This is a genomic window from Streptomyces sp. NPDC001744 (genome assembly GCF_042892575.1).
GTDB lineage: Bacteria > Actinomycetota > Actinomycetes > Streptomycetales > Streptomycetaceae > Streptomyces.
This window is the reverse complement of the sequence record NZ_JBIAUG010000015.1, coordinates 94,311-118,730: the sequence shown is the minus strand read 5'-3', so window position 1 is coordinate 118,730 and position 24,420 is coordinate 94,311. Positions and strand designations below refer to the sequence as shown.

General features: G+C 75.0%; 20 protein-coding genes and 2 pseudogenes. 14 read left to right on the top strand and 8 right to left on the bottom strand.

What is annotated here, in order from left to right:
* The first annotated feature begins 73 nt into the window (after positions 1-73).
* Both ACFYZY_RS19275 and ACFYZY_RS19270 read left to right on the top strand, forming a co-directional pair.
* Entirely contained in the window at positions 74-3,106 is a 3,033-nt protein-coding gene (locus ACFYZY_RS19275; RefSeq protein ID WP_388695407.1) for an SNF2-related protein, read from the top strand.
* Positions 3,103-4,416, top strand: coding sequence for an SWF or SNF family helicase (locus ACFYZY_RS19270; RefSeq protein WP_388695405.1), 1,314 nt, complete (start codon positions 3,103-3,105; stop codon positions 4,414-4,416). Before ACFYZY_RS19275 ends, ACFYZY_RS19270 begins: the two co-directional genes overlap by 4 nt.
* Here the strand turns inward: ACFYZY_RS19270 and ACFYZY_RS19265 are convergent.
* Entirely contained in the window at positions 4,409-5,287 is an 879-nt protein-coding gene (locus tag ACFYZY_RS19265) for a hypothetical protein (protein ID WP_388695404.1), read from the bottom strand. The two genes, ACFYZY_RS19270 and ACFYZY_RS19265, sit on opposite strands and share 8 nt — an antisense overlap.
* Positions 5,288-5,883: 596 nt before the next feature.
* Here ACFYZY_RS19265 and ACFYZY_RS19260 point away from each other — a divergent pair.
* Positions 5,884-6,837 carry a terpene cyclase gene (locus tag ACFYZY_RS19260; protein ID WP_388695401.1) on the top strand — a complete coding sequence of 318 codons (954 nt, stop codon included), beginning with the start codon at positions 5,884-5,886 and terminating at the stop codon, positions 6,835-6,837.
* Between the two features lie 122 nt (positions 6,838-6,959).
* Here the strand turns inward: ACFYZY_RS19260 and ACFYZY_RS19255 are convergent, their stop codons facing one another.
* Positions 6,960-7,790, bottom strand: a complete 831-nt coding sequence (locus ACFYZY_RS19255; protein ID WP_388695400.1) for a DUF1206 domain-containing protein — start codon at positions 7,788-7,790, stop codon at positions 6,960-6,962.
* Between the two features lie 187 nt (positions 7,791-7,977).
* On the opposite strand from ACFYZY_RS19255, the gene ACFYZY_RS19250 reads away from it, so the two are divergent.
* Both ACFYZY_RS19250 and ACFYZY_RS19245 read left to right on the top strand, forming a co-directional pair.
* Positions 7,978-8,874, top strand: coding sequence for an alpha/beta fold hydrolase (locus ACFYZY_RS19250; RefSeq protein ID WP_388695398.1), 897 nt, complete (start codon positions 7,978-7,980; stop codon positions 8,872-8,874).
* Positions 8,867-9,853 carry a glutathione S-transferase family protein gene (locus tag ACFYZY_RS19245; protein WP_388695395.1) on the top strand — a complete coding sequence of 329 codons (987 nt, stop codon included), beginning with the start codon at positions 8,867-8,869 and terminating at the stop codon, positions 9,851-9,853. Before ACFYZY_RS19250 ends, ACFYZY_RS19245 begins: the two co-directional genes overlap by 8 nt.
* A gap of 335 nt (positions 9,854-10,188) precedes the next feature.
* On the opposite strand, the gene ACFYZY_RS19240 is transcribed toward ACFYZY_RS19245, so the two are convergent.
* Positions 10,189-11,412, bottom strand: a complete 1,224-nt coding sequence (locus ACFYZY_RS19240; protein WP_388695570.1) for a PP2C family protein-serine/threonine phosphatase — start codon at positions 11,410-11,412, stop codon at positions 10,189-10,191.
* 349 nt (positions 11,413-11,761) lie between these two features.
* Between ACFYZY_RS19240 and ACFYZY_RS19235 the strand changes: the two genes are divergently transcribed.
* The 3 genes from ACFYZY_RS19235 (at position 11,762) to ACFYZY_RS19225 (ending at position 13,985) form a co-directional block, all read left to right on the top strand.
* Complete coding sequence (locus tag ACFYZY_RS19235) at positions 11,762-12,289, top strand: DUF6328 family protein (RefSeq protein ID WP_388695394.1); 528 nt, start codon at positions 11,762-11,764, stop codon at positions 12,287-12,289.
* Between the two features lie 145 nt (positions 12,290-12,434).
* The gene (locus ACFYZY_RS19230) at positions 12,435-13,226 is read left to right on the top strand and encodes a PepSY domain-containing protein (RefSeq protein ID WP_388695392.1); all 792 of its coding nucleotides are present in this window, start codon (positions 12,435-12,437) and stop codon (positions 13,224-13,226) included.
* Positions 13,227-13,433: 207 nt separating this feature from the next.
* A complete protein-coding gene (locus ACFYZY_RS19225; RefSeq protein WP_388695390.1) occupies positions 13,434-13,985 on the top strand; it encodes a YciI family protein in 552 nt (183 codons plus the stop codon).
* 295 nt (positions 13,986-14,280) lie between these two features.
* Here the strand turns inward: ACFYZY_RS19225 and ACFYZY_RS19220 are convergent, their stop codons facing one another.
* From ACFYZY_RS19220 to ACFYZY_RS19210, 3 genes are all read right to left on the bottom strand, one after another.
* Positions 14,281-14,601, bottom strand: coding sequence for a gas vesicle protein K (locus ACFYZY_RS19220; protein WP_388695389.1), 321 nt, complete (start codon positions 14,599-14,601; stop codon positions 14,281-14,283).
* Positions 14,598-14,852: a hypothetical protein gene (locus ACFYZY_RS19215; RefSeq protein ID WP_388695388.1), complete on the bottom strand. Its 255-nt coding sequence runs from the start codon at positions 14,850-14,852 to the stop codon at positions 14,598-14,600. Before ACFYZY_RS19215 ends, ACFYZY_RS19220 begins: the two co-directional genes overlap by 4 nt.
* A gap of 72 nt (positions 14,853-14,924) precedes the next feature.
* Complete coding sequence (locus ACFYZY_RS19210) at positions 14,925-15,260, bottom strand: gas vesicle protein (protein ID WP_388695386.1); 336 nt, start codon at positions 15,258-15,260, stop codon at positions 14,925-14,927.
* A 43-nt stretch (positions 15,261-15,303) separates the two neighbouring features.
* On the opposite strand from ACFYZY_RS19210, the pseudogene ACFYZY_RS19205 reads away from it, so the two are divergent.
* Positions 15,304-15,744: pseudogene (locus ACFYZY_RS19205) on the top strand (cyclase); the annotation flags it as partial.
* Between the two features lie 195 nt (positions 15,745-15,939).
* Here the strand turns inward: ACFYZY_RS19205 and ACFYZY_RS19200 are convergent.
* Positions 15,940-18,213 (bottom strand): catalase, encoded by a 2,274-nt coding sequence (locus ACFYZY_RS19200; RefSeq protein ID WP_388695384.1) that lies wholly within the window; start codon positions 18,211-18,213, stop codon positions 15,940-15,942.
* A gap of 734 nt (positions 18,214-18,947) precedes the next feature.
* Here ACFYZY_RS19200 and ACFYZY_RS19195 point away from each other — a divergent pair.
* The 5 genes and pseudogenes from ACFYZY_RS19195 to ACFYZY_RS19175 all read left to right on the top strand — a co-directional run bounded on the left by ACFYZY_RS19195 (position 18,948) and on the right by ACFYZY_RS19175 (position 22,966).
* Entirely contained in the window at positions 18,948-19,979 is a 1,032-nt protein-coding gene (locus ACFYZY_RS19195) for a sporulation protein (RefSeq protein ID WP_388695382.1), read from the top strand.
* A gap of 176 nt (positions 19,980-20,155) precedes the next feature.
* Positions 20,156-20,224: pseudogene (locus ACFYZY_RS19190) on the top strand (Sec-independent protein translocase TatA); the annotation flags it as partial.
* 379 nt (positions 20,225-20,603) lie between these two features.
* Positions 20,604-21,758, top strand: a complete 1,155-nt coding sequence (locus ACFYZY_RS19185) for a S1 family peptidase (RefSeq protein ID WP_388695381.1) — start codon at positions 20,604-20,606, stop codon at positions 21,756-21,758.
* Between the two features lie 274 nt (positions 21,759-22,032).
* Positions 22,033-22,527, top strand: a complete 495-nt coding sequence (locus ACFYZY_RS19180; RefSeq protein ID WP_388695379.1) for a fluoride efflux transporter FluC — start codon at positions 22,033-22,035, stop codon at positions 22,525-22,527.
* Positions 22,528-22,588: 61 nt separating this feature from the next.
* Entirely contained in the window at positions 22,589-22,966 is a 378-nt protein-coding gene (locus ACFYZY_RS19175; RefSeq protein WP_388695376.1) for a fluoride efflux transporter FluC, read from the top strand.
* A 60-nt stretch (positions 22,967-23,026) separates the two neighbouring features.
* On the opposite strand, the gene ACFYZY_RS19170 is transcribed toward ACFYZY_RS19175, so the two are convergent.
* A complete protein-coding gene (locus ACFYZY_RS19170) occupies positions 23,027-24,142 on the bottom strand; it encodes a chitinase (RefSeq protein WP_388695372.1) in 1,116 nt (371 codons plus the stop codon).
* Between the last annotated feature and the right edge of the window lie 278 nt (positions 24,143-24,420).

The following is a 24,420-nucleotide window of genomic DNA, read 5'->3' as shown; positions in this document are numbered from 1 at the left end:
CGGTGCGCTCCGACGGGGTTCGTGGAGTATCCTCGGCCGTTCGAACCCCCAGTAGTCAAATTTGAGGAATGCGTTGTCGCTGTCGCACGGACCCGATGATTCGGCTCGCGAACCCGTCCAGGAACCCGCCCCCGCGACCTCACCCGAAGCCCTTCGCCGCCTCCCCCGGCACTCCGCCGTCTTCCTCCCCGCCGACCCGCCCCGCGCCGGGCGGATCGCCTTCTGGTCGCCCGGCGGCGATCCGTTGCCCGACCCCTCCGGCACCCCGGCGTCCGGTGCCGGGATCACGGTCGTGGACGGCGACACCCTCCGGCCCGTGACCGTCCCCGCCCTCACCCTCTCCGTGGGGGACGCCCTGCCGCTGCTCGCCCGCGCCCGGTTCGCGGACGCCGCCTCCCCCGCCACCGCCTTCTGGGGCGCCGCCGCGCTGCTCGCCCTCGACCTGGTGGCGCGCGGCCTGCTCCTGCCCGGCCTCACGCCCGGCGACCACGACGCGTGGCGGGCGGGACCGCTCGGCCCCGGAGAGCTGGCGGACCTGCGCACGCTCGCCGCGTCGATGCCGCCCGCGGCCCACGCCGTGCCCCTTCCCCCTCCCTTTCCCTCCCCTTCCGTCCGCCCCGGCGCCCCGGCCCCTTCCGGCGAGCCGCTGCTGCCCGAACCCGAGGCGCTGCTCCGGGCCTTCGCCGACGCCGTGGCGGACACCCTGCCCCGTTCCCCGGCGGCACCGCTCGCGGCCGGCGGCTCCGCCTTCGCGGCCCGCGAGCCCCGGCCCGCCCCCGAACAACGGGCGTGGACGGCCGACGTGGCGGCCGTCCACGACGCGGGCGTCCGGCTGTCGCTCCGGATCGAACTGCCCGGCTTCACCGCCGAATCGCGGGAGGCGCCCGCCTTCCGGGCGGTGCTCCGGCTGCGCGGTGCCGCCGATCCGGACCTGGTCGCGGACGCGGCCGAGGTGTGGTCGGGCTCCGGACCGGCCGGAGCCGCGTTCGGCCCCCGGGCCCCCATGGACGCCCTGCTCGCCCTGCGGCGCGCCGCCCGCGTCTGGCCCCCGCTCTCCCCGCTCCTGTCGGCCGCCGTGCCGGACGCCGTCGAACTCGCCGACGAGGAGGTCGCGGAGCTCCTGGGCCCGGCGGCCGACGCCCTCGCGGCGCTGGGCGTCCGGATCCACTGGCCGCGTGAACTCACCGACCGGCTGACCGCCCGGGCCGTGATCGGACCGGCGGACGGGGACGCGCCCGGAACGGCGGGCGCGGCGCGGGCCCCCCACGCGCACGACCCGCACGACCCGTACGGCCCCGACGCCGCCACCGGCGGCTCCACGGGGTCCTCCGCCGGGCCCTCCCTCCTCGGTGCCGACTCCCTGCTCGCCTTCAACTGGCGCTTCGCCGTCGGCGACCACGAGCTGACCCGGACCGAACTCGACCGGCTCGCCGAAGCGGGTCGCCCCCTCGTACGGCTGCGCGACCGGTGGGTCCTGGTCGATCCCGCCGAGGTCCGCCGCGCGAGGACCCACCAGGACCGCGAGGTCACGCCCGTGGAGGCGCTCTCGGCCGTCCTCACCGGCACGACCGAGGTCGACGGACGGCCCGTCGAGGTGGCGGCGACGGGGTGGCTGGAGCGGCTGCGGGAACGGCTCGCCGAGCCCGAGGGCGGGCGGCCCGAAGTGCCGCAGCCCGCCGCGCTCGCCGCGACCCTGCGCGACTACCAGCTGCGCGGACTCGACTGGCTGCACCGGATGACCTCGCTCGGTCTCGGCGGCTGCCTCGCCGACGACATGGGACTCGGCAAGACGATCACGGTCATCGCCCTGCACCTGCACCGGCAGACCGACCCGGCCTCGGCGGGCCCCACCCTCGTGGTCTGTCCGGCCTCGCTCCTGGGCAACTGGCAGCGGGAGGTCGAGAAGTTCGCGCCCGGCACGCCGGTGCGCCGCTTCCACGGCGCGGCCCGCGACCTGGAGGGGCTCGCCGACGGCGGTTTCGTCCTGACCACGTACGGCACCATGCGGCTCGACGCCGAGCGGCTCGCCGCGCGGGACTGGGGGCTCGTCGTCGCGGACGAGGCACAGCACGTCAAGAACCCCTACTCGGCGACGGCGCGCCGGCTGCGGACCATCGGGGCACGCGCGCGCGTGGCGCTGTCCGGCACACCGGTGGAGAACAACCTCTCCGAGCTGTGGGCGATCCTCGACTGGACCACCCCGGGACTCCTGGGCGGCCTGGGCGCCTTCCGCACCCGGTTCGCCGCCGCCGTCGAAGGAGGCAGGGACCCCGCCGCCGCCGAGCGGCTGGCCGCGCTCGTCCGGCCGTTCCTGCTGCGCCGCCGCAAGTCGGACCCCGGCATCGCGCCCGAACTGCCGCCGAAGACGGAGACCGACCGGTCCGTCCCGCTGACGCCCGAGCAGACCGGGCTGTACGAGGCGGTGGTGCGGGAGACGCTGGCGGCGATCTCCGAGGCGGACGGCATGGCGCGCCGGGGGCTCGTCGTGAAGCTCCTGACGGCGCTCAAGCAGATCTGCAACCACCCCGCGCAGTACCTCAAGGAGAAGGACCCGAGGATCGCGGGCCGTTCGGGCAAGCTGGAACTGCTCGACGAACTCCTCGACACGATCCTCGCGGAGGGCGCCCGCACCCTGGTCTTCACCCAGTACGTGGGAATGGCCCGGCTCCTGGAGAGCCATCTCGCGGCGCGGGGCGTACGGACGCAGTTCCTGCACGGCGGCACACCGGTCGCGGAGCGGGAGGCGATGGTCGCCCGCTTCCAGGACGGCGGGGTCCCGGTCTTCCTGCTCTCCCTGAAGGCCGCCGGCACGGGGCTCAACCTCACCCGTGCCGAACACGTCGTGCACTACGACCGCTGGTGGAACCCGGCGGTGGAGGCCCAGGCCACCGACCGCGCGTACCGGATCGGGCAGGACCGTCCGGTACAGGTCCACCGGCTGATCGCCGAGGGCACGATCGAGGACCGGATCGCCGTGATGCTCGACCGCAAGCGGGAGCTGGCGGACTCCGTCCTCGGCACCGGCGGGGACATGCCGCCGGAGCTGACCGAACTGACCGATGCCGAACTGGCGGAGCTGGTGCGACTGCGGGGAGACGGACGATGAGCGGGTACGGACACCGGGACGACGAGCGGACGTTCGCGGCGCTGCCGCCGGCGCGGGGCGCGGGCTTCACCCGGACCTGGTGGGGCCGGGCGTGGCTCAAGGCCCTGGAGGACACCGCGCTCGACAACGCGCAGCTCAAGGCGGGGCGCCGCCACGCGCGCGCGGGCGCGGTGGGCGCCGTGTCGGTGCGGCCCGGCCGGATCACGGCGGTGGTCAAGGACCGCGACGGCACGGCCTGCCGGAGCGACGTGCTGGTGCGGGAGTTCTCCGAGGAGGAGTGGGAACGGCTCCTCGGCCTCGCCGCGGACAGCGCGGGGCACATCGCGGCGCTCCTCGACCGCGAGATGCCGCCGCACCTGGTGGAGGACGCGGCGGCGGCCGGGCTCGATCTGCTGCCGGGCATCGGCGACCTCGTTCCGGAGTGCGACTGCGACGCCTGGGACCACTGCTCGCACACGACGGCCCTCTGCTACCAGGTGGCCCGCCTGCTCGACGAGGACCCCTTCGTCCTGCTCCTGATGCGGGGACGCGGCGAACGGACCCTGCTGGACCAGCTGCAGGCGCGCAGCGCCTCGCGCGCCGCTCCCCCGGCGTGCGACGGGGACGGCGCGGGGAGCGGCGCGTCCGGGGGCACCGACGGGATGCCCGGCGTGCCGGCCGGGGAGGCGTACGGGTCGGCCTTCCTGCTGCCGCCGCTGCCGGATCCTCCGGTCGTCCCGGCCGCGCCGGGCCGGCCGCCGTCCCTGGACACGGACACCGAACCGGGACCCGGGGTGGACCCGGCGGCCCTCGAGTTCCTGGCGGCGGACGCGGCGGCCCGCGCGCACCGGCTGCTGACCCGGCTGTCGGAGGCGGAGGCGGGCGGCCCGGCGGCCGGGGACGCGCCGCCGACGGTCGCCCAGGACGCGGTACGGCTCGCCGCCGGCTCCCCCGCTCCCCGGATCGCGGCGCGGCTCGCCTCCGGTTCGGGGCGGACGCGGACCGACATGGACCTCGCCGCGCGCGCGTGGCGGTTCGGGGGCGCCGCCGCCCTCGCCGTCCTGGAGGAGGAGTGGGCCCCGGACGCCGGTGCGCTGGACCGCGCCGGGGCACGGCTCTCGGCGGCCTGGGAGGACGACGAGCGGCCGGCCCTCCGCCGGGCGGGCGGCGCGCGGTGGACGGCGGTGGGCACGGCGGCGCAGCTCCGGCTCGGCGAGGACGGCCGCTGGTGGCCGTACCTCAGGTCCGGCGGGCGGTGGTCCCCGGCGGGGCCGCCGGACCGGGACCCGGCGACGGCCCTGGCGACGGCCCTCGCGGCGGACGCTACCTGAGGCGGTGGCCGATCCTTCCGCCGCCGGCGGCGGGGGCGGCCAGGCTGCAGGCCACGGCGTCCGAGCCGAGGAGGTAGCTCGTCCGGTACGGGTACTGGACGAAGGTCGTCCAGCGCGTGCCGAGCGGCTGCCGGGCCGCCTTGACGCGCAGGGGCCCCCGGCAGAGGACCGCGGCCGCCTCGCGCACCGCCCGGTCCGTGGCGTAACGACCGGTCAGGCGGGGCCGGGCGACGAGTTCGGCGGAGTGCGGCGTGTCGCAGGGGCGCCGGACGGCGGTGCCGGGCGCGGCGCGGTCGATGTCGAAGCAGTCGCCCACGCGCAGCGCCTCGAAGGAGACGGGCCGGGCGGGCGGCGGAGTGCTCGCCGGTCTGCCGGAAGGGGTCCGTCCGGTCGCGGGGGCGGTTGCCGGGGAGGCGGTCCTCCCGCGCCGGGGCGGTTCCGGCGCCGCGCTCGTGAGGAGGGACCTCCCTCCGGGCGTCGTACGCGTCGGCGTGCCGCCGGGCGTCGGCGCGCCGGTGGTCCCGGCGTCCGCCGTGCCGGACGTCCGGGCGCCGGTCGTGGGAGGGGGGACGGCCGGGCCGGGGTCCCCGGTGACGACGGGGGACGGCGGAGCGGCCGCGTCCCGGCCGACGGTCCCGCCGTCCCCGGCGCCGGCTCCGACGAGCAGGAAGGCGGTCACCACGAGGGCCGCCGTGAGCAGCGGGACGAGGGGGGTGCCGAACCAGCGCGCGGGGCGCGCCGTCCGGCCCGGCCGGGACACGCCGGACCGGAAGGGCCTCGGGAATCCCGGCCCGGCCGCGAGGAGTTCGGCGGGGCGGCGGGAGGAGGGGCGCGCCTCCGACGGGCCGGACGGGCCGACCGCGCCGGCCACGCCGGGCTCTTCGCGTGGACCGGCCGTACGGGGCGTCGCGGGCGCGTCGCGAGGAGCGGGCACGCGGGGCGCTTCGGACGCGCGCGGCTCTTCGCGGGAACCGGGTTCGCCCGGTCGGCGGTCCGGCGGCGGGGCGGGGAGGGACGGGTGGGGCACGTGGTCCAGGTTCGCCGGTCGGCGGCCGTGGGGCCAGTCTTCCGTGCCCGCCGGGGACCGTGCGTACAGAATCGTGACCATTCCCGGACGCACGGCCCTCCTCCGCGCCGCCGCGCTTCCCGGCGGTGAGTCGCCCCCGGCGCCGGTCACGGTCCGGGCGCCACTCCACGTGAGGAACCGGGTCCGGTTCCGGACAGGGGGCGCGTCGGGTTCCCCGGGGGCCGGTCGGCCGTCGGCAGCGGGACGCGGGGGGTCGGACCGCAGGTCCGGCCGGTCCCCACGGACGGGCATATGCCCAAGTCACCCTCGCCGTCCTTCAATTCCTGACAGTCCGAAAGTAAACCTCCTTGCGTTTCTGGCAGTTAGTGATCGATTCAAGTACTCTTCGATCGCGCCGCGGGGCGTTGGGGGCACCCGGGCTCAGCGCCTGGAGGGTGCCAGTGTTCAAGGCCGCAGTACTCGATCTGCCGTTCCCGCCCCGGGCCCACCCGGACCGGGAGTCCGCCGCACGGCTCCACCGGTCGTGGCTGGACCGTCACGAAGGGCTCGCCGGGGCCCTGGCCCCGAAGGCGTACGACCAGTGGGACGTACCCCGGCTCGCCGCGCTGACCAGCCCCGACTGCGCCGCCGACGACCTCGCGCTCGCCTCGGACCTGCTCGGCTTCTACTTCCTCTTCGACGACGGTTTCGACACCACCCTCGGCCGCTCCCCGGCGCAGGTGGCGGAGGTCTGCGCCCGGCTGACGGCCCTCCTGCACGGGGACGGTCCGGCGCCCGCCGCCCGCACCCCCGTCGAGCGGGCCTTCGCCGACCTCTGGGAGCGCAGCGCGGAGGGCATGTCCGCCCGGTGGCGGGCCCGGAGCGCCTACAACTGGGAGTGGTACTTCGCCTGTCATCCCGCCGAGGCCGCCGGCCGCGTGTCCGGCCGCTTCCCCGACCGGGAGGGGTACCTGGCGCTCCGCCGGGGCACGGCCGCCATGGAGACCCTCTTCGACATGATCGAACGGCTCAACCGGTTCGAGCTGCCCCAGGAGGTGCTGCACCACCCGACCCTCCGCAGGATGCGCCAGCTGGCGGCCGACATACCGTCGTTCACCAATGACGTGCACTCCTACGCCCAGGAGCTCGCGCGGGGGGACGTCGCCAACCTGGTGATGATCGCCCGCGAGGAGCGCGGCGGCACCGTCGAGGAGGCGGCCGCCGAGGTGATGCGCGAGGCCCAGGAGATGGTCGACCGCTTCGTGGAGCTGTCCGACGAGGTCCCCGGGATCTGCGACCTCCTCGGTCTGGATCCGGCCGGACGCGAGGCCGCCCGCCGGTACGTCGACGGCCTCGTCTCCTGGATCGCGGGGTACCACCGCTGGGAGATCGGCACCGGCCGCTACGGCGGCTGAGGAAACGTCACGCCTTCACCCACGGGTGCGGCCCGGCGCGGGAGGCGGTGTCCGGCACCGCTCCCCGCGCCGGGCCGGGGTTCCGTCCCCTCCGCCCGCCGCCGACACCCGCGTACGGCGGATCAGACGTCGCGCCACTTGGCCTGGCCGAAGGAGAAGATCCCGAAGAGCACGAGCCCGAGCGCCACGGCGACCAGGAGCCACGGTCCCGCCGGGGTCTGCGCGAACGAGCGGATCGTGTCGTCCATGCCCTTGGCCTCGTTCGGGTCGAAGGCGAGCGCCGCCTTCAGGCCGAAGAAGCCGGCGGCGGCGAAGACGAGCCCGCGCCCGACACCGCCGGCGATGCCCGTCACGTCCATGAAGCGCTGTTCCTTCTTCGACATCCGGTTCCACTTCAGGCGCTTGCGGTACTTCCGCATCACGGCCCGGCCACCGATCCACAGCCCCGCGGCCAGGAACCCCGCGGCCACCGCGCCGACCCACCACTGACCGCCCGGCAGACCCAGCAGCCGGCCGGTGAGGTCGTGGCTCTGCCGGTCGGTCGAGCCCGCTCCGCTGTCCCGGTTCCCCGTCGCGAAGGACAGGACGAAGAAGGACGAGAGGGCGTAGAAGACGAACCTGGCCCCGGACAGCGCTCGCTTGCGCGCCTTGTCGCCCTTCGGGCCCGCGGAGCCGAAGAGGGCCTCCGACAGCCGCCACAGCGCCATGCCGACGAGGCCGATGCCGAGGGCCCAGAGGATCACCGCCCCGAAGGGCGTCGCGGCGACCTGCCCGAGGGCCCCGCCCTTGTCGGCCTGCTCGTTCGTCCCCGTCAGGCCGATGCGTACGGCCAGGACGCCGATGAGCAGGTACAGCACCCCGCGTGCGACGAAGCCCGCCCGGGCTCCCGCCCGCACCACGTCCCCGCGGGCCGTTCTTCTCGCCGCGGCCGCGGTCGTCCCCCCTGCGCTCATGTCCATGCACCCCTCTCGGATCGGAACTTCCGGGTGCCCCGTCCTCCCCGTTCGAACCCTCCCGGGTGTTCGAACGGGGACCGGCGGTCCGGCCCCCTCCCGGTGCGGCGGGCCGTCGTTTGCGTCCCCCCGGCGCCCGGCGGAGACTGGGCCGAGGCGCGGGCGGTTGCGGAGAGGAAGCTGGAGCATGGGCGAGTACGCCGATCTTCCCGGGGTCAGGACCTGGTACGAGACGGAGGGGAGCGGCGATCCGCTGCTCCTGCTGCACGGCGGTTTCTGCACCAACGAGACGTGGAACTCCCAGCGGGCCGACCTCGCCGGCGCGTACCGCCTGTTCCTGCCCGAGCGGCGCGCGCACGGGCACACTCCCGACGTGGCGGGTCCGCTGACGTACCGGGACATGGCGGACGACACGGTGGCGTTCCTGGAACGGGTGGTCGCGGGCCCGGCGCACCTGGTCGGCTGGAGCGACGGCGGCGTCGTCGCCCTGCTCGTCGCCGCGGCCCGGCCCGACCTGGTCCGCAAGGTCGTGGTGATCGGGGCGAACTTCCGCCCGGCACCGGAGTGCTTCGCCGAACCGTCGATGCTCGACGCGATGACGCCCGACGGCCCTGACCTGGAGTTCTTCCGGAAGATGTACGAGGCCGTCTCACCGGACGGCCCGGACCACTGGCCGGTGGTGGCGGCCAGGATGATCGACATGTGGCGGACCCAGCCGACGCTCACCGCCGGGGACCTGGCGCGCGTCCGGGCGTCCACCCTGGTCATGACCGGCGACGACGACATGATGACCCTCGAACACACCGCCGCCCTCTACCGCGCGCTCCCGGACGCCCGGCTCGCCGTGGTGCCCGGGGCGTCCCACCTGGTCCCGCTGGAGCAGCCCGCGCGGGTCAACCGGATGATCCTCGACCACCTGGCGCGGGACGCCGTCGAGACGATGCTGCCGATCCGGCGGCGCACGGGCGCCACCGGGTCGCCGGACGGCTCTCCCCGGCCGGCCGGGGACCCCGCGCCCCGCGGGAAGGAAGCCGCCGGCCCGGCGGACACGCACACGGAAGGCCGGACGCGGAAGCATGGATGACGACGGCGAGTACGAGCGGGACCAGAACTACCTCACGACGCGGATCACGGCCGACGGCCGGGACGGCTACCCGGTGGAGCCCGGACGCTACCGGCTGGTCATCGCCCGGGCCTGCCCGTGGGCGAACCGGGCCGCGATCGTGCGGCGGCTCATGGGCCTGGAGGACGTGCTGTCGATGGGCATCGCCGGGCCCGTGCACGACGAGCGCAGCTGGTCCTTCGACCTGGACCCGGACGGCCGGGACCCCGTCCTCGGCATCGAGCGGCTCCAGGAGGCGTTCTTCCGCCGCGACCCCGGCTACGCGCGCGGCATCACCGTGCCCGCGATCGTCGACGTCCCCACCGGCGCGGTGGTCACCAACGACTTCGCGCGCATCACGCTCGACCTGGGGAGCGAGTGGACGGCGTACCAGCGGGACGGCGCCCCGGACCTCTACCCGGAGAAGTGGCGCGACGAGATCGACGACGTGGCCGAGAAGGTGTTCCGGGACGTCAACAACGGCGTCTACCAGTGCGGTTTCGCGAGCAGCCAGGAAGCGTACGACAAGGCGTACCGAAGGCTGTGGGAGCGGCTGGACCAGCTGGAGGAACGGCTCCGCGGCCGGCGCTACCTGGTCGGTGACACCCTCACCGAGGCCGACGTCCGGCTCTTCACGACCCTCGTGCGCTTCGACGCCGTCTACCACGGCCACTTCAAGTGCAACCGGCAGAAGCTGACGGAGCTTCCGGCCCTGTGGGGTTACGCGCGGGACCTGTTCCAGACGCCCGGCTTCGGTGACACGATCGACTTCGACCAGATCAAGGCGCACTACTACCGCGTCCACCGCGACATCAACCCGACCGGGATCGTCCCCCTGGGCCCGGACACCCGGAACTGGCTCTCGCCCCACGGACGGGAGGAACTCGGCGGGCGGCCGTTCGGCGACGGCACGCCGCCCGGTCCCCCGCCCCCGCCCGAGCGGGTCCCGCCGCTCGGCTGACACCGGACACGCGCGCGGCCCCCGCCCGGGGAGGACGGGGGCCGCGCGCGGGGCGCTCAGGTCACCGGTTCGGGGCCGGGCCCCGGCGGGGGCAGCGGACCCGGCTGCGGGAACGGCTCCGGCGCCGGGACCGGGGCCGGCGGGTCCGGGTCCGGCCGGGGCGGTACCGGCGGGACGGGGTCCGGTCCGCCCGGTCCGGGGACCGGTCCCGGCAGCGGGCCGGGCGTCGGGCCGGGTCCCGGCGGGGGCGTGGGACTCGGCGGGACGGGGTCGTTCGGGGGCGTGCTCATGAACCCTCCTGACGGTTCGCCGTGATCTCTCTGTCGGACCGGCGCCTACCCGCGTCCGGAACGGTCACTCGCCTCCGTGGTCCGGCCGCGCGCCGCCGCCCTCCGGCCGCTCGGGTGCCACTCGACGAGCAGGATGGTGGCGTCGTCGCGGAAGTTGTGCTCCTGGTGCTGCCGCAGCCCCTGGACCAGGCGCCGGAGGGCTTCGGGGGCGGGCGCGCCCGCCGCGGTGGCGCGGATGACGGTGTCGGCCAGCCGTTCCTCGCCGTAGAGGTCGCCTTCGGGCGAGCGGGCCTCGGTGACGCCGTCGCTGTAGAGGAGGACCCGGTCGCCGGGCTGGAGGCGCTCGGTGTGTTCGGTGGGCGGCGATCCGGCGAGGAACCCCCATCCGAGCGGCAGATCGGGCTCCCGGGCCAGCACGTGCGGGAGCACCCTGCCGCCGCGGATCAGCAGGGGCGGGGGGTGTCCGCAGTTGATCCAGGTCAGTCGGCCGTCGGAGGTGTCCAGGTGGGCGACGACGGCGGTCATCAGCCGGTCGGTGAACCACTGGTCGAGGATGCGGTCGATCGAGGTGACGATGTCGGTCAGCGAACCGCCGGAGCGCCGGGTCGCGCGGCAGGCGGCGAGCCCGGCCGCGCTGGCGCCGCCCGAGGCCAGGTCGTGCCCCATGGAGTCGATGACGGTCAGGTGCAGACCGCGGTCGTCCAGGATGTGGTCGAAGGTGTCGCCCCCGATGTCGTACGCGGGTTCCAGGACCGCCGAGGAGGTCACGTCCGCCGTGCCGATGGTCCGGGGCGGCAGGAAGGCCCACAGCAGTTCGGCCTGCACCGTCATCGGCCTCGAGCGTTCCGCCTCGATCACCAGGTCGCTGTGGGAGGACTTCGACCTCACGAGCAGGGCGGTCAGCCCGGCGAGCGCCTCGCCGCGCCCGAGGAGGGTGTCGTCGAGGGCGGGCGCGGTCGCCATCAGGACGCCGAGGCGTTCGACCCCGTCGATCATCGGGAACCAGGCGGTGCCGCCGTCGCGCGACCGCTGCGCCTGCTGCGTGCGGTAGGCCAGGCCGGCGAGGGACGCGTCGACGTCGAGCGCCGACCGCCCCGGGGCGTCGGACTGGGGCAGGGCGATCAGCCGGATCTGCTGAAGGTCCGTCACGTACAGGGCCGTCTCCCGGAACCCCAGGCGCCGGCCCGCCTCCTGGACGAGGTCCGCGAGGTCCCGTCCCACCCGCAGGCGGGAGCGGACCAGCAGATCGGTCAGGGCATCCTCGTACATCGACACGCGGCCTCCGCGGCTCTCCTCCGGCGTCCTGCGGCGGCGTGGAGCGGCCGTCCTCCCCCGGGCGGCCCCGGGGTGGCTCCCAGGCTACGCAGGCCCCCCGGTGATCGCACTCCTCACCGGCGGGACCACGGGCGTGTCGTCCCCGCCGCCGTCGTACCCGTTCTCCCCGGACGCCCGCGCCCGCCTCCCGGCAGGCGTCCGCGAGGGGCCGGAGCCGGACTCGGCGGCGGGACGGCCCTCCTCGTGGAGCGCCTTCCCGCCGGGCCGGAACGGAGAACGGCGCGCACCCTTGAAAAGGCAACTCGGAACGGATGGGATGCCGACCTGCGGGAAAGAGGTCGCCATGACTGAGGACGTGAGACCCGACCCGGCCCGGCGGACGCGGAGGAACGAGACGCCCGAGGAGCGCGCCGACCGGCGCTGGACCGAACTGATCCAGGAGATCAGGGTCGCCCAGACCGGCGTGCAGATCCTCCTGGGTTTCCTGCTCACGGTGGTGTTCACACCGCACTTCCAGGAGCTGGAGCAGACCGACAAAACGATCTACATCATCACCGTCGTGCTCGGCTCGCTGGCCACCGGCGCCCTCATCGGCCCCGTGGCCTTCCACCGCATCGTGTCGGGACGGCGCATCAAACCGCAGGCGGTCGTCTGGGCGTCCCGGCTCACGTTCCTCGGCCTCGTCCTGCTCCTGGCGACCCTGACCTTCGCGCTCTTCCTGATCCTGCGCGTGGCCACGCACGACGGCTACGTCCCGTGGCTGGTGTCCGGGGTCCTCGCCTGGTACCTGGTCTGCTGGTTCGGCCTGCCGCTGTGGGCACGGACCCGCTACACGAACGGGGACGACGACCCGGCCGACCGGACCTCCTGAGGAAACGTTCCTTCGTTGGCGTGCGCGCCGGGTGGCCGACCGACCGCCCGGCGTTTCCCCCGTCCGGACCGGAGGAGGACCGCGATCGGGTGGTTGTGCGGACCACCGTGTCATGGAGCGGGAAGCCCGGGTCAGGGATACGCGCATGAGTACTTCTCCGCGACATCGACTGCGCGGCACGGCCGTCGCCGGCCTCGCCGCTTCCTGTGCCCTCCTCCTCACCGCCTGCGGTTCCGGGCAGGAGGAGACCACGACCACCTCCGGCCGCGTCGCGCCGTCCCCGACCGGCACCACCGGCGCGAGCGCGTCGGCATCGGCGTCGGCGTCCGCCTCCCCCTCCGCGTCCGCCTCGCCGCGGCTCACCGACGACCAGGCGGAGCGCCGGCGGATCGTACCGGCCACGAAGATCACCTGGGACAAGGCGACGCAGACCGCCGTGGCCGCCGTCACCCGGGGGAAGCTGGTCGAGAACGAGCTCGACTGGGCGCCGCCGAACGCCGGCGCGTCGGCGAGCGCGAGCATGTCGGCCGGGGCGAGCGCCTCCCCGAGCGCGAGCATGTCGGCCGGGGCGAGCCCCTCGCAGAGCGCGGGCGCGCGGACCCCGGCGTGGCACGCCAGTGTCGCCGCGCCGGACGGCACCCTCCACGACATCTGGGTCGACGGCGTCAACGGCAGGATCATCAGCGACAAGCCGGACAAGGACCAGGACGCCGAGGACAAGAGCAAGCTGGTCGCCCTGCTGAAGAAGACCACCGTCACGCCGCAGCAGGCCGTCCAGACGGCCACCAAGGACAAGAAGGGCACCGTCACGGCCGTGGAGCTGGACGACGACGCCTGGTCGGTGGACGTCGTCGACACCAAGACGTGGTACAAGACCACGTACGAGGTGTCCCTGACCGAGCAGAAGGTCCTCCGTCAGGAAGTCGACCGCGACTGACCGCCTTCCGTTCCTCCCGCCCGTTCCCGCCCGTTCCGTCCCGCCCGGCCGGAACGGGCGGTCCCGTCCGCCGCGCCGCGCGGAGGGGCTTCCGCCGGTACGGCTCCGCCGGCGCGGTGGACGGCCCCGGGCCGGAGGGGCGCCGACGCGTACGGCCCGGACCGCCGACGGTTTCCGAACGGGCGTCCGCTCCTCCAGACTGCGGACATGGAATTCTTCTGCCACCACCGTGACCGCCCCGGCTCCGAAGAGCTGCGCTTCGAACTGCTGGAGCGGCACTGGTCCTTCATGGACGCGTACGCGGCGGAGATGATCGCCCGGGGCCCGACCCTCACCGGCGACCGCAGGACGCCCACGGGCAGCGTGCACATCGTGGACCTGCCCGACGCCGCCGCCGCCCGCGCGTTCGCCTTCGAGGAGCCCGGCTACCAGGCCGGCGTCTACCGGGACGTCATGGTGCGCCGGTGGCGCGACCTGCTGGGCCGGACCATGTGGGACTTCCCCGGAGGCCGTGACGGCGACGACCGCTACCTGGTGCTCGGCCTCGGGGCGGGAGAGCCGGCCGACCTCTCCGTGCCGCGCGACAAGGACGAGTTGATCGCGTACGGGCCGCTGCTGTCCGACGACGGCGCCGCGTGGCTGGGCACGGCGGCGCTGCTCCGGGCGCCGGACCCGGACGCGGCGGGCGCCGTTCTCACCCGGGACCGGTACGCCGATGTCGAGGTGCACGCCTGGCAGTTCGGCGGTCGGCCGTCCTGATCCCGCAGCGGGCGGTCGCCCCGCGAGAGGCGGTCGCCCCGGACCGCTCCGGCTCCGCGCACGCGCCTGGCCCCTTCCCGTGGGGAGCCGGGAAGGGGGGCGCGGGTCCGCCGGTTCGGGGGGACGGGCGGACCCGGGGAACGGTCCCTCCGGAGGCGGGCGCGGGGACCGCGTGCCGTCACCCTGCCACCGGCACCCGGGTGCGCGCCAGAGGTGTGCACGGAAGAGCCCCGGGCATATGCCGCCCCGAACGGGCGGGGCCGGCCCCGAGGGAGTGCGGAGTCCGTCCCGGTCCTCACTCCTCCTGCGGCAGCAGGGGTCCGAGAGGGCCGAGGTCGAGGTTGAGGTCCTGGAGGGTGTGGCCGTGTTCGGCGCAGAGGTCGGACAGGGCGTCGTGCAGGGCCATGAGGGTCGCGCCCAGCTCCTCCTCCCGCTCCTCGGTGAGGTCCCCGGCGTCGACGCGCCGCAGCGCCTGCCGCTCGATGAGCCGGCGCAGGAGTTCCACGAGGGTGAGGACCGGTTTGAGCAGGTCCTCCTCCACCGTCTCGCGGTCGGCCCGGAGCCTGCGCGCGGGGCGGGTCTCCCGTTCGCCGGGGGCCGGGGCCTCCTCGCTCACGTCCGCTCCCGGTCGAACGGTCCCAGGGGGTCCGACGCGGAGTCGACGGAGACGACCAGGGCGCGGGCGACGCCCTCCAGCCGCTTCCGGTCTTCGAAGCGGTCCTTCAGCGTCCGCTCGTCGAACTCGTGCGGCGCGACCCTGCTGACGACGAACGCGAGGGCGTCCGGGCCGCCGGGAGCGGCGACGGCCGCGGTGTCCGGTCCGTGCTCGCCGAGGAGGGACACGGAGTCCCGAGACCCCGTGGACATTCCGGAGGGCCGTGCGCAACCGCCGTGTGCCGGGAGCCGCGGCGTAGACGTAGGTGAGACCCTCGCCGCCGTTCATTTCCCGCGCCTTCCGGACGCTCCGCGCCCGGGTGCCGTCCCGTCGCCGGGCGCCCTCTCCTCCGCGGGCGGCTCGCTCCGGGTCTCCCTCGTCGTGCCGAGGGCGTCCCGTCGCAGCGCCTCCAGCTCCGCGCGGAGGCGTCGGTTCTCCTCCGCCAGCGGCCCGCCGGTGTGCTTCGACGAGAGGGAGGGGTCGTGCTCCCACCAGTCGGTGCCCATCTCCTTCGCCTTGTCCACGGAGGGGACCAGGATGCGCAGTTTGATCGTCCGCGGTTCGATGTCGAGCAGGTTGATGCGGATGTCCCAGGCGATGACGATGCCCTTGTCGAGCACCCGCCCCAGGATGTCCGCGAGGCTGGCGGAGGAACTCGGCCCCATCGTCTGGACCTCCGAGGGAGCCAAGGGTTCGGCCCGGGGCTGCGTCAGCCTCCACGCGCTGGGGCCGTCCCTCACCCGGGTCCTGGCCACCGTGGAGTACTGCCCCTCCGGGTTCTTCGAGAAGACGGGCAACCTCTGGCGCGCCCAGGGTCGCCGCCTCCGGCTCGACCCGAAGCACTTCCACCGGCACGTCACCCTCACCGACGACGAGCCGGAGGGCTGGCGCGGCGAGATCCGGGACGGCGAAGTGGTCCGTACGCACGGGGAGGCCCTGGAGGAAGAGCGGGAGGCGGGCGGAACCGGCCGGGAGGAGGACGACGAGGAAGAGGGGCGGGAGCCCGGCGAGGAGGCCGAGGAGTACGGGGACGAGCCCGAGGAGGGGTACGAGGAGGACGCGTACGAGGACGGGCCCGCCGGGCGGGGGGGGGGCGGGCGCTGAGCCCCGTACGGGCTCCGCGCGTCCCCGGCCCGTCCGGCGCCGGAGAAGCCGGAGAACAGGAGCGCCGCGCCCTGGAGGAAGGGTGCGGCGGGTCGTGGCCGGATGTCGGCGTGCTCCGTGAGCCGGCGGGGAGAGCCGTTCCGTACGGGCGGGGCCGCCGTACGGGACGGCGGCCCCGCCCGTGACGCGGAGGGGTCAGACCGCGGTGGGGAAGCGGTCCCAGACGCGGTGCTTGGCCAGCAGCGGGGTCAGTCCCGACAGGACCGCCTCACCGCTGTCCGCGAGCACCACGCCGGGGGCGCCGGTGGGCACCGAGGCCGCTTCGAGGACCGCCTCCGCGCCCGCCCAGCCGCCGATGGCCTTGGCGTGCCGGAACGCCTCGGAGACGAGGAGCGCCAGGCGCGGGTCCACGGACGCCCCGCCCTGTCCGGGCTCACCGGCCTTGGCGTCCCGGGCTCCCAGGGAGTCGGCGCCGGGGACGGGGGTGCCCGCGACGACGACGGCGTCGAACTCGACCGAGCGCGCGGTGGCGAAGGTGCGCTGGACGGTGATCGGGTCGGCGTCGCCGCCGATCTCCCCGCCGGCGGGCGCGATGACCAGCGGGACCATGCCCGCGTCCAGCACCGCCCGGCGCAGGGCGCGCACGCCGTCGGCGTCGGTGGAACCGTCGGAGACGATGCCGATGATCCGTCCGTCGGCCGGCCACTCCCCGCCGACCTGCGAGAGGGCGGGGCTGGGCCGGACGTCCGGAGCCGGTTCGGTGGCCGCGGGGACGGACATGCCGAGGCCGGCGGCGACCTGGGCGCACAGCTCGGAGTCGATGTTGGCGAGGGCCTGGAGCTGGCGCTCCTTGATGGCGTTGTCCCAGCACTTGCCGAGCTCGAAGGTGTAGGCGGCGATGATGTGCTCGCGCTCCACCGGGCTCATGCTCAGCCAGAACAGCCGGGGCTGGCTGAAGTGGTCCCCGAAGGAGGCGGGCGCCTCGCGGACCTTGCGCCCGGCCGGGACCTCGACCGGCACCTCGACGAAGGCGCCGGTGTCCGCGCCCGCGAAGAACGGGCAGCCGCCGTCCAGGGAGTTCGGCTTGTAGGGCGCGACGCCGGTGTGCACCGCCTGCTGGTGGAAGCCGTCGCGGAGCATGTCGTTGACCGGGGCGTGCGGGCGGTTGATCGGGATCTGGCTGAAGTTGGGGCCGGCCAGCCGGGTGATCTGGGTGTCCAGGTACGAGAAGAGGCGCCCGGCCAGCAGCGGGTCGTCGGTGACGTCGATGCCGGGCACCAGGTGGCCGACGTGGAAGGCCACCTGCTCGGTCTCGGCGAAGAAGTTGGAGGGGTTGCGGTTGAGGGTGAGCAGGCCGATCGGCTGGACCGGGGCGAGTTCCTCGGGGACGATCTTCGTCGCGTCGAGCAGGTCGATGCCCTCGAAGGTCTGGTCGGGGGTGTCGGGGAAGGTCTGGATGCCCAGCTCCCACTGCGGGTACGCGCCCGCCTCGATGGCGTCGGCGAGGTCCCGGCGGTGGAAGTCGGGGTCGACGCCGCCCGCGATCTGCGCCTCCTCCCAGACCTGGGAGTGCACGCCCAGCTTGGGCTTCCAGTGGAACTTCACCAGCGTCGTGGCGCCCTCGGCGTTGACGAGGCGGAAGGTGTGGACGCCGAAGCCCTCCATCATCCGGTAGGAGCGGGGGATGCCCCGGTCGGACATGTTCCACAGCGCGTGGTGCTGGGCCTCGGTGTGGAGCGACACGAAGTCCCAGAAGGTGTCGTGGGCGCTCTGGGCCTGCGGGATCTCCCGGTCGGGGTGGGGCTTGCCCGCGTGGATGACGTCGGGGAACTTGACGGCGTCCTGGATGAAGAAGACCGGGATGTTGTTCCCGACGAGGTCGAAGACGCCTTCCTCGGTGTAGAACTTCGTCGCGAACCCGCGGGTGTCCCGGACCGTGTCGGCCGAGCCGCGCGAACCGAGCACGGTCGAGAACCGGACGAACACGGGGGTCTCGGCGTCGGGAGCGAGGAACGCCGCCTTCGTCACGCCCGCCGCCGTGCCGTACGACTGGAAGACTCCGTGCGCCCCGGCGCCGCGGGCGTGGACCACGCGCTCCGGAATGCGCTCGTGGTCGAAGTGCATGATCTTCTCGCGCAGGTGGTGGTCCTGGAGGAGGACCGGTCCGCGCGGGCCCGCCTTGAGCGAGTGGTCGGTGTCGTACAGACGGGTGCCCTGCGCGGTGGTCAGATAGGCCCCGCTCTGCGCCGCCCGCGCCTGCTCCGCGCCGGTGGGCTGACCGGTGGGGCTCACCGTCTCCGGACCGGTCTGGTCGGGCTTGGGCGGCAGGGGCTCCTGCGGAGTGGTGGGCTCCTCCAGGGACGCCGGTGCCGGGGAGGGAGCACCGGGGACGCCCTCCGGGGGCCCGTCCTGCCTGAGCGGTTCGGTCAGCTTCTTCACGGCTGCTTTGAGGGGGTTCTCGTGGGACATCGTTCCTCCGTGGTCGGGCGGGGACTCCGTAGCCATGACCGGTCGCGGGAGCGCCGTAACGCATGCGCCCCCGATCTCCGCCCAACGGCACAGCGTCGGCGTGTCGGCGTTCCGTCCGGTCGTGGCGGCGCGGACGTGCCTGCGGGCCGGACGGTCGGCGGGACCGGCGGGTGCGGGCGTCCGGGACGTTTCCGTCGCCCGCGGCGGGGGCGGCGGAGCGGTACGTACGGGCCGCTCGCTCCACCCGCCTGCCCCTTCGTCCGCGCCCCACACCTGCCGAGTCGATCTCGGAGGCGAACGGGTGACACGAACGGGTGCGGGAACCGGAGGACGACGGTCCGCCCGTGCCCGCCCCGTGGACCGCCGTCGCCCGAGGCTTCCCGGCGGTCCGTGCTCCCGTCCTCGGCCGGCACGGGCCGTGGCCTGTTCCCGGTGGGGCCCGGCGGCTCCGTCGCGTCCGCCGCGCCCCCGGGGCCGGCCGGGAGCCGCACGCCCCCACCGGCGTGAGCCGGCCACCGGGCACCGCTCCCGGGTCGCGTCCCGGACAGGGCCGTCGGGCCGCACACCGGATTCACCGCGCCACGGCCCCTTCCCCGGTCACCGCGTCCGTGGCGAGCCGTTCGGGCCGACGGGCGGCGGCCCTCCTCCCCTTATGCTTCTACATGGATGTAGACAAGGGGTGGCGCGGCCCGAAGCGCCGTTCCCCGCACGCGACATGAAGGAGTGAACGCCCGATGGTGTTCAAGCGTCTGCTCGGCTCGCTCGGCGTAGGAGGCCCCTCGGTGGACACCGTGCTCGACCCGGGCGCGGTGACCCCGGGCGGCACCCTCGGCGGGCAGGTCCACCTCCGGGGCGGCGAGGCCGACTTCACGGTCGAGCACCTCACCCTGGAGCTGGTGGCCCGCGTCGAGGCGGAACACGACGACGGCGAGTCGGAGGGCACGGTCGTCTTCCACCGGCACGTCGTCGGCGGGAACTTCCGCCTGACGGAGCACGAACGGCTCAGCGTGCCCTTCTCCTTCGCGCTGCCGTGGGAGACGCCGGTCACCGAGCTGTACGGGCAGGGCCTGGGCATCACCCTGGGGGTGCGGACCGAACTCGGGGTCGCCGGGGCGCGGGACAAGGGCGACCTGGACCCGCTCGCGGTCCGCCCCCTGCCCGCGCAGGAGGCGGTCCTGGAGGCGTTCGGCCAACTGGGCTTCGGTTTCAAGTCGGCGGACCTGGAGCTGGGCCGCGTCGAGGGGACCGGCCAGCAGCTTCCGTTCTACCAGGAGATCGAGATCGTCCCGGCCCCCGGGTACGCGCACCGGGTCGGCGAGATCGAGCTGACGTTCCTGGCCGGCCCGGCCGGCCTGGAGGTCGTCCTGGAGGCCGACAAGCGCGGAGGCGCCTTCTCCGGGAGCCACGACGTGCTCACCCGTTTCACCGTGAGCCATCACGACGCCGAACGGACCGACTGGAACGCCCGGGTGGAGGAGTGGATCGGCCGGCTCCTCGACCACCACGCCGCGTACCGCCACCAGGACGCGTACGGAGAGGGCGGGGCGTTCTTCGGGCGGGGCCCGCACGACGACCACGCCCACAAGGGCGGGCACCACCGCACGGGTCCCGGCGCGGGCACCGCGATCGCGGCCGGCGCGGCCGGACTCGCCGTCGGCGTGGCCGGCGGCATGATCGCCGCCGAAGTCGTGGACGAGGTGGGCGACTTCTTCGAGGGCGAGGACGAGGACGAGGGCGGGAGCGACGAAGGGGCCGACGAGGAGTGATCCCCCCTCCCGGCCGGGGACGGCGACGGGAGCGCCGGGGCCACCTCCCCCGCGCTCCCGCCCGCGTCGCGGCCGGCCCCGGCGTACGCGCCCGACCCGCACCCGCCCCGTACGGCGAACTCCCCGGCTCCGGGGCACCTGCCCGCTCCCCGCATCACAGAAGAGGACACGCCCTCATGTTCGGCATCAGTGAAATCGCCATCCTTCTCGTCGTCGTCATCCTGCTCCTCGGCGCCAAGAAGCTTCCCGGGCTCGCCCGCTCCCTGGGCACGTCGGCACGGATCCTCAAGAGCGAGGCGGCCGCGGTGAAGTCCGAACCGGCGCGGCCGTCCGCGGCCGACGGCCCCCGCGTCGTCACGGGTGTCGTGGTCCGGCCCGCGCCGGGCGACACCACCCGCCCCCCCGGCGGGGGATCCCGGCACCGGCACCGCCTCCCGGACCTGAGCGGGCCGACGTCCGGCCCCGGTGCCGCGCGGGGCGCCGACCGGTCGTGCGGGCGGGGGCGAGAAGGGGAAACGGCGATTTGTTTCTGGTATGGACCTGACAAAACAATGCCGCTAGCGTGGCGCCGACGCTCCCTGAGAGCGCTCTCACGCGTTCGACTCCCCCTCACCAGGAGGCTTCGTGAAACGCACCACCTCCCTGGGCGCCGCCTTCGCGGCCCTGTTGCTGACACTCGGTCTCGGCGCCGCCCACGCCGGGACCGCGAACGCCGCCCCGCTCCCCGAACCGTCCCCGGCCTCCCCCTCGGCCTCGGCCGGCCTTCTCGACGCCCTGCGGCAGGACCTCGGCCTGACTCCCTCGCGGGCCGAGGAGCGGTTGCGCGCCGAGAAGACCGCCACGGCCGTGGAGAAGGCCGCCCGGCGGGCCGCGGGGGACGCGTACGGGGGGTCGTGGTTCGAGCCCGCGACGGGACGCCTCGTCGTCGCCCTCACCGACCGCGCCCGGGAGGCCGGGGTGCGCGCCCTCGGCGCCGACACCCGGGTCGTCCGCCACGGCGCCGCCGCCCTCGACCGCGCCAAGTCCCGCCTGGACGTGCTCCCCGCCCCGGCGGGCGTGGCCGGCTGGCACGTCGACCCGAGGAGCAACAGCGTCGTCGTCACGGTCGTGCGCGCCGAGAAGGACGCGCCCGCCGTGCGCGCCTTCGTCGCGCGGGCCCGCGCCGGCGGGCCGGTCACCGTCGCCGAGGCGGCCGCCGCGCCCCGCACGTACGCGGCGGGCACCGTCGGCGGCGACCCGTACTACACCGGCAACGTGCGCTGTTCGATCGGCTTCTCCGTGCACGGCGGGTTCGTGACGGCCGGACACTGCGGACAGGCCGGAGCGGCGGTGCGCGGCTGGGACGGGTCCGCCATGGGCACCTTCCAGGGCTCCTCGTTCCCGGGCAACGACTACGCGTACGTGAGCGTCCACAGCGGATGGTGGACCGTCCCGGTGGTCCTCGGCTGGGGCACCGTCCCGGACCGGCTGGTGCGCGGTTCCGCCGAGGCGCCCGTGGGCTCGTCCGTCTGCCGCTCGGGCTCCACGACCAAGTGGCACTGCGGCACGGTCCTGGCCAAGAACGAGACGGTCAACTACAGCCAGGGCGCCGTCCAGCAGATGACGAGGACCAGCGTCTGCGCGGAGGGCGGCGACTCCGGCGGCGCGTTCATCAGCGGCGACCAGGCCCAGGGCGTCACCTCCGGCGGCTGGGGCAACTGCTCCGGCGGCGGCGAGACCTGGTTCCAGCCGGTCAACGAGATCCTGGGCCGTTACGGGCTGACCCTGCACACCGCCTGATCCCGGGCACCGCCCGGCGCGCGGCTTCCGGTCGCGCGCGCCGTCCGGCGGGGTGCCGGTGCGCGGCCGCTCGCGGCGGTCGCGCACCGGCGCCCCGCGCCCGGCGGTGGTGTCCCGGTGCCGCCCGGTATCCTGGAGGCGCGACCGCCCCGGGCCGTCGCGCGGCGGTGGGGCCCGCCGCACCCGAACCGCGAGGCACGCCGTCGCCGACGGTCCCTGCACGTGACCCGTCCCGTCCGCGCCCGCGTGCGGGAGACCACGCGTAGGGAGAGACATGCGTTCCGACGAACCCCCGCGGGCCGCGGCGTCCGGGCCGGCCCGCCCCGGTGACGGGCCGGAGGACGTCCGCCGGCCCCGGGAGCCGCGCCGAGCGCGCCACGGCGTCCTCGCGGCCGTCGCGGCGGGCGGCGCGCTCGGTTCCCTGGCCCGTTTCGAGGCGTCCCGGCTGTGGCCCACGGCCCCCGACGCCTTCCCCTGGACGACCCTGACGGTGAACGCCGTCGGCTGCCTCCTGCTCGGCGTCCTCCTCGTCGCCGTCACGGAGGTCTTCGCCGCCCACCCCCTGCTGCGCCCGTTCCTCGGAACCGGGGTGCTGGGCGGGTTCACCACCTTCTCCACGTACTGCGCGGACATCGGCCGCCTCCTGGGCGACGGCCGTGCCCCCGTCGCGCTCGCCTACCTCGTGGCGACCGTCGTCGCCGCGGCGGCGGCGGCGGGCGCCGGCGTGTTCGGCGCGCGCCGTCTCCTGGCGGACCGGAGCGCGTCATGACCCTCCGTACGCACGCGCCGGTGCGCCCGGCCGCCGGCACCGGCTCCCCGGCGGGCCCCCGGTGAACGACCTCCTCCTCGTGGCCGCCGGCGGCGCCGTCGGCGCGTCCCTGCGCCACCTGACCGACCGCGCCGTCCAGGCCCGCCACGGCACCGCCTTCCCCTGGGGCACCCTCACCGTCAACGTCGTGGGGTCCCTGCTCCTCGGCCTCCTCACGGGCGCCGTCCTGTCCGGCGCGGCCGGGCACACCGCGCGGCTCCTCCTGGGAACCGGGCTGTGCGGCGCGCTGACGACGTACTCGACGCTCTCCTACGAGACGCTGCGGCTGGCCGAGACCGGGGCGAAGCTCCTCGCCGCGGCCAACGTCGTCGCCTCCGTGGTCGCCGGGGTCGGCGCCGTCCTCGCCGGGCTCGCCGCCGCCCGGGTCCTGTTCCCCTGAACCGGGAGCGCCGGTCGCCGCCCTCCGCGGACGGCGGCGACCGGCACTCCCGGGCACGTCCTAACGGCCCTGGAGGGCCTTGACGTTGTCGCCGAACGTCCAGCCCTTCGAGCCGTCCCAGTTCGCCGACCAGGTCATCAGGCCCTTGAGCGCCCCGCCGTAGTGGTTCCACGCCTGGGCCACGGCCGAGGGCGCCATGTGGCCGCCGCCCGCGCCCGGCTGTGCGGGGAGACCGGGGACCTGCTTGTCGTACGGGACCTTGATCGTGGTTCCCTGGATCACCAGGCCCCGGTTCAGGCAGTCGGTCTGCGCGACGAACCCGGCGACGGTGCCGGCGGAGTAGGAGTCGCCCGCGCAGCCGTACATGCTGCCGTTGTAGTACTGCATGTTGAGCCACCACAGGCGCCCGTTGTCCGCGTACTTCTTGATGATCGGCAGGTACGCGCCCCAGATCGACCCGTAGACCACGCTGCCGCCGGTGACGTACGCCGTCTCCGGTGCCATCGTCAGGCCGAAACCGGCGGGCATGCGGGCGAGGACGCCGTCGATGATGCGGATCAGGTTGGCCTGGGACGCGGACAGGGTCCCCAGGGAGCCGCTGCCGACCAGGCCGGTCTCGATGTCGATGTCGATCCCGTCGAAGTTGTACTTCTTCAGGAGGGGCACGACGGTGTCGACGAACCGGTCGGCGACGGCGCGGGAGTTCAGGTCGATGCCGGCCGCGGCTCCGCCTATCGACATCAGGAGGGTCGCCCCGGCCGCCTTGGCACGGCACATCTCGGCGGGGGTGGCGACGCGGACGGTGCTGTCCATGCCGTCCTCCCACAACACCGTTCCGTCCGAACGGATCACGGGGAAGGCGGCGTTGAGGACGTTGTAGCCGTGGGCGGCGAAGCGCGGGTCGTCGATGGGGGCCCAGCCGAAGGGCGGGTGGACGCCGTTGGACGCGCCGTCCCAGTTCTCCCAGTACCCCTGCAGCACCTTTCCGGCGGGCCTCGGCTTGAGGGCGCAGGTGTCCGGGTCGGCGGCGGATGCGGTGGTGGAGGCGGCGGGGAGGGACGGGGCCGTCCGTACGGGCTTCGCGCCCTCGGCGGCGGCGGGCGCGGTGAGGACGGTGGCCGCGAGCAGGGCGCCGAGTCCCGCTCCGAGGACACGGGTGATCCGATGGCCTGGCATGCGTGCTCCTTGGGACGTGGGGGGGGGTGGAGTCCTGGGCATGGCGCGCGCCCTTCCGACCGTAAGTTGGTCCAGACCATTCGTCAACCAGCCCGACCGACAAGCGAGTTGACCCACCGGTACGAGCGCGGCCGGGTACGCCCGCCCGGAAGCGCCCCCGAGCGCCGTCGCGCCGTCCGTGTTCACCCGCACGGATGAGCGCCCGCCGGTTCCGGCTCCGCCTGCGCCCTTCGGGAGCGGGAGCGTCGGAGAGTGGTCGGACGATCCGCCGGGCTCTT

Bases quoted from the DNA above. Each gene is read 5' to 3' on its own strand.
- ACFYZY_RS19215 (WP_388695388.1), bottom strand. From the start codon at position 14,852: ATGTCCACGGGGTCTCGGGACTCCGTGTCCCTCCTCGGCGAGCACGGA.
- ACFYZY_RS19250 (WP_388695398.1), top strand. From the start codon at position 7,978: ATGGGCGAGTACGCCGATCTTCCCGGGGTCAGGACCTGGTACGAGACG.
- ACFYZY_RS19170 (WP_388695372.1), bottom strand. From the start codon at position 24,142: ATGCCAGGCCATCGGATCACCCGTGTCCTCGGAGCGGGACTCGGCGCC.
- ACFYZY_RS19235 (WP_388695394.1), top strand. From the start codon at position 11,762: ATGACTGAGGACGTGAGACCCGACCCGGCCCGGCGGACGCGGAGGAAC.
- ACFYZY_RS19180 (WP_388695379.1), top strand. From the start codon at position 22,033: ATGCGTTCCGACGAACCCCCGCGGGCCGCGGCGTCCGGGCCGGCCCGC.
- ACFYZY_RS19255 (WP_388695400.1), bottom strand. From the start codon at position 7,790: ATGAGCGCAGGGGGGACGACCGCGGCCGCGGCGAGAAGAACGGCCCGC.
- ACFYZY_RS19270 (WP_388695405.1), top strand. From the start codon at position 3,103: ATGAGCGGGTACGGACACCGGGACGACGAGCGGACGTTCGCGGCGCTG.
- ACFYZY_RS19240 (WP_388695570.1), bottom strand. From the start codon at position 11,412: ATGTACGAGGATGCCCTGACCGATCTGCTGGTCCGCTCCCGCCTGCGG.
- ACFYZY_RS19225 (WP_388695390.1), top strand. From the start codon at position 13,434: ATGGAATTCTTCTGCCACCACCGTGACCGCCCCGGCTCCGAAGAGCTG.
- ACFYZY_RS19195 (WP_388695382.1), top strand. From the start codon at position 18,948: ATGGTGTTCAAGCGTCTGCTCGGCTCGCTCGGCGTAGGAGGCCCCTCG.
- ACFYZY_RS19230 (WP_388695392.1), top strand. From the start codon at position 12,435: ATGAGTACTTCTCCGCGACATCGACTGCGCGGCACGGCCGTCGCCGGC.
- ACFYZY_RS19245 (WP_388695395.1), top strand. From the start codon at position 8,867: ATGGATGACGACGGCGAGTACGAGCGGGACCAGAACTACCTCACGACG.
- ACFYZY_RS19200 (WP_388695384.1), bottom strand. From the start codon at position 18,213: ATGTCCCACGAGAACCCCCTCAAAGCAGCCGTGAAGAAGCTGACCGAA.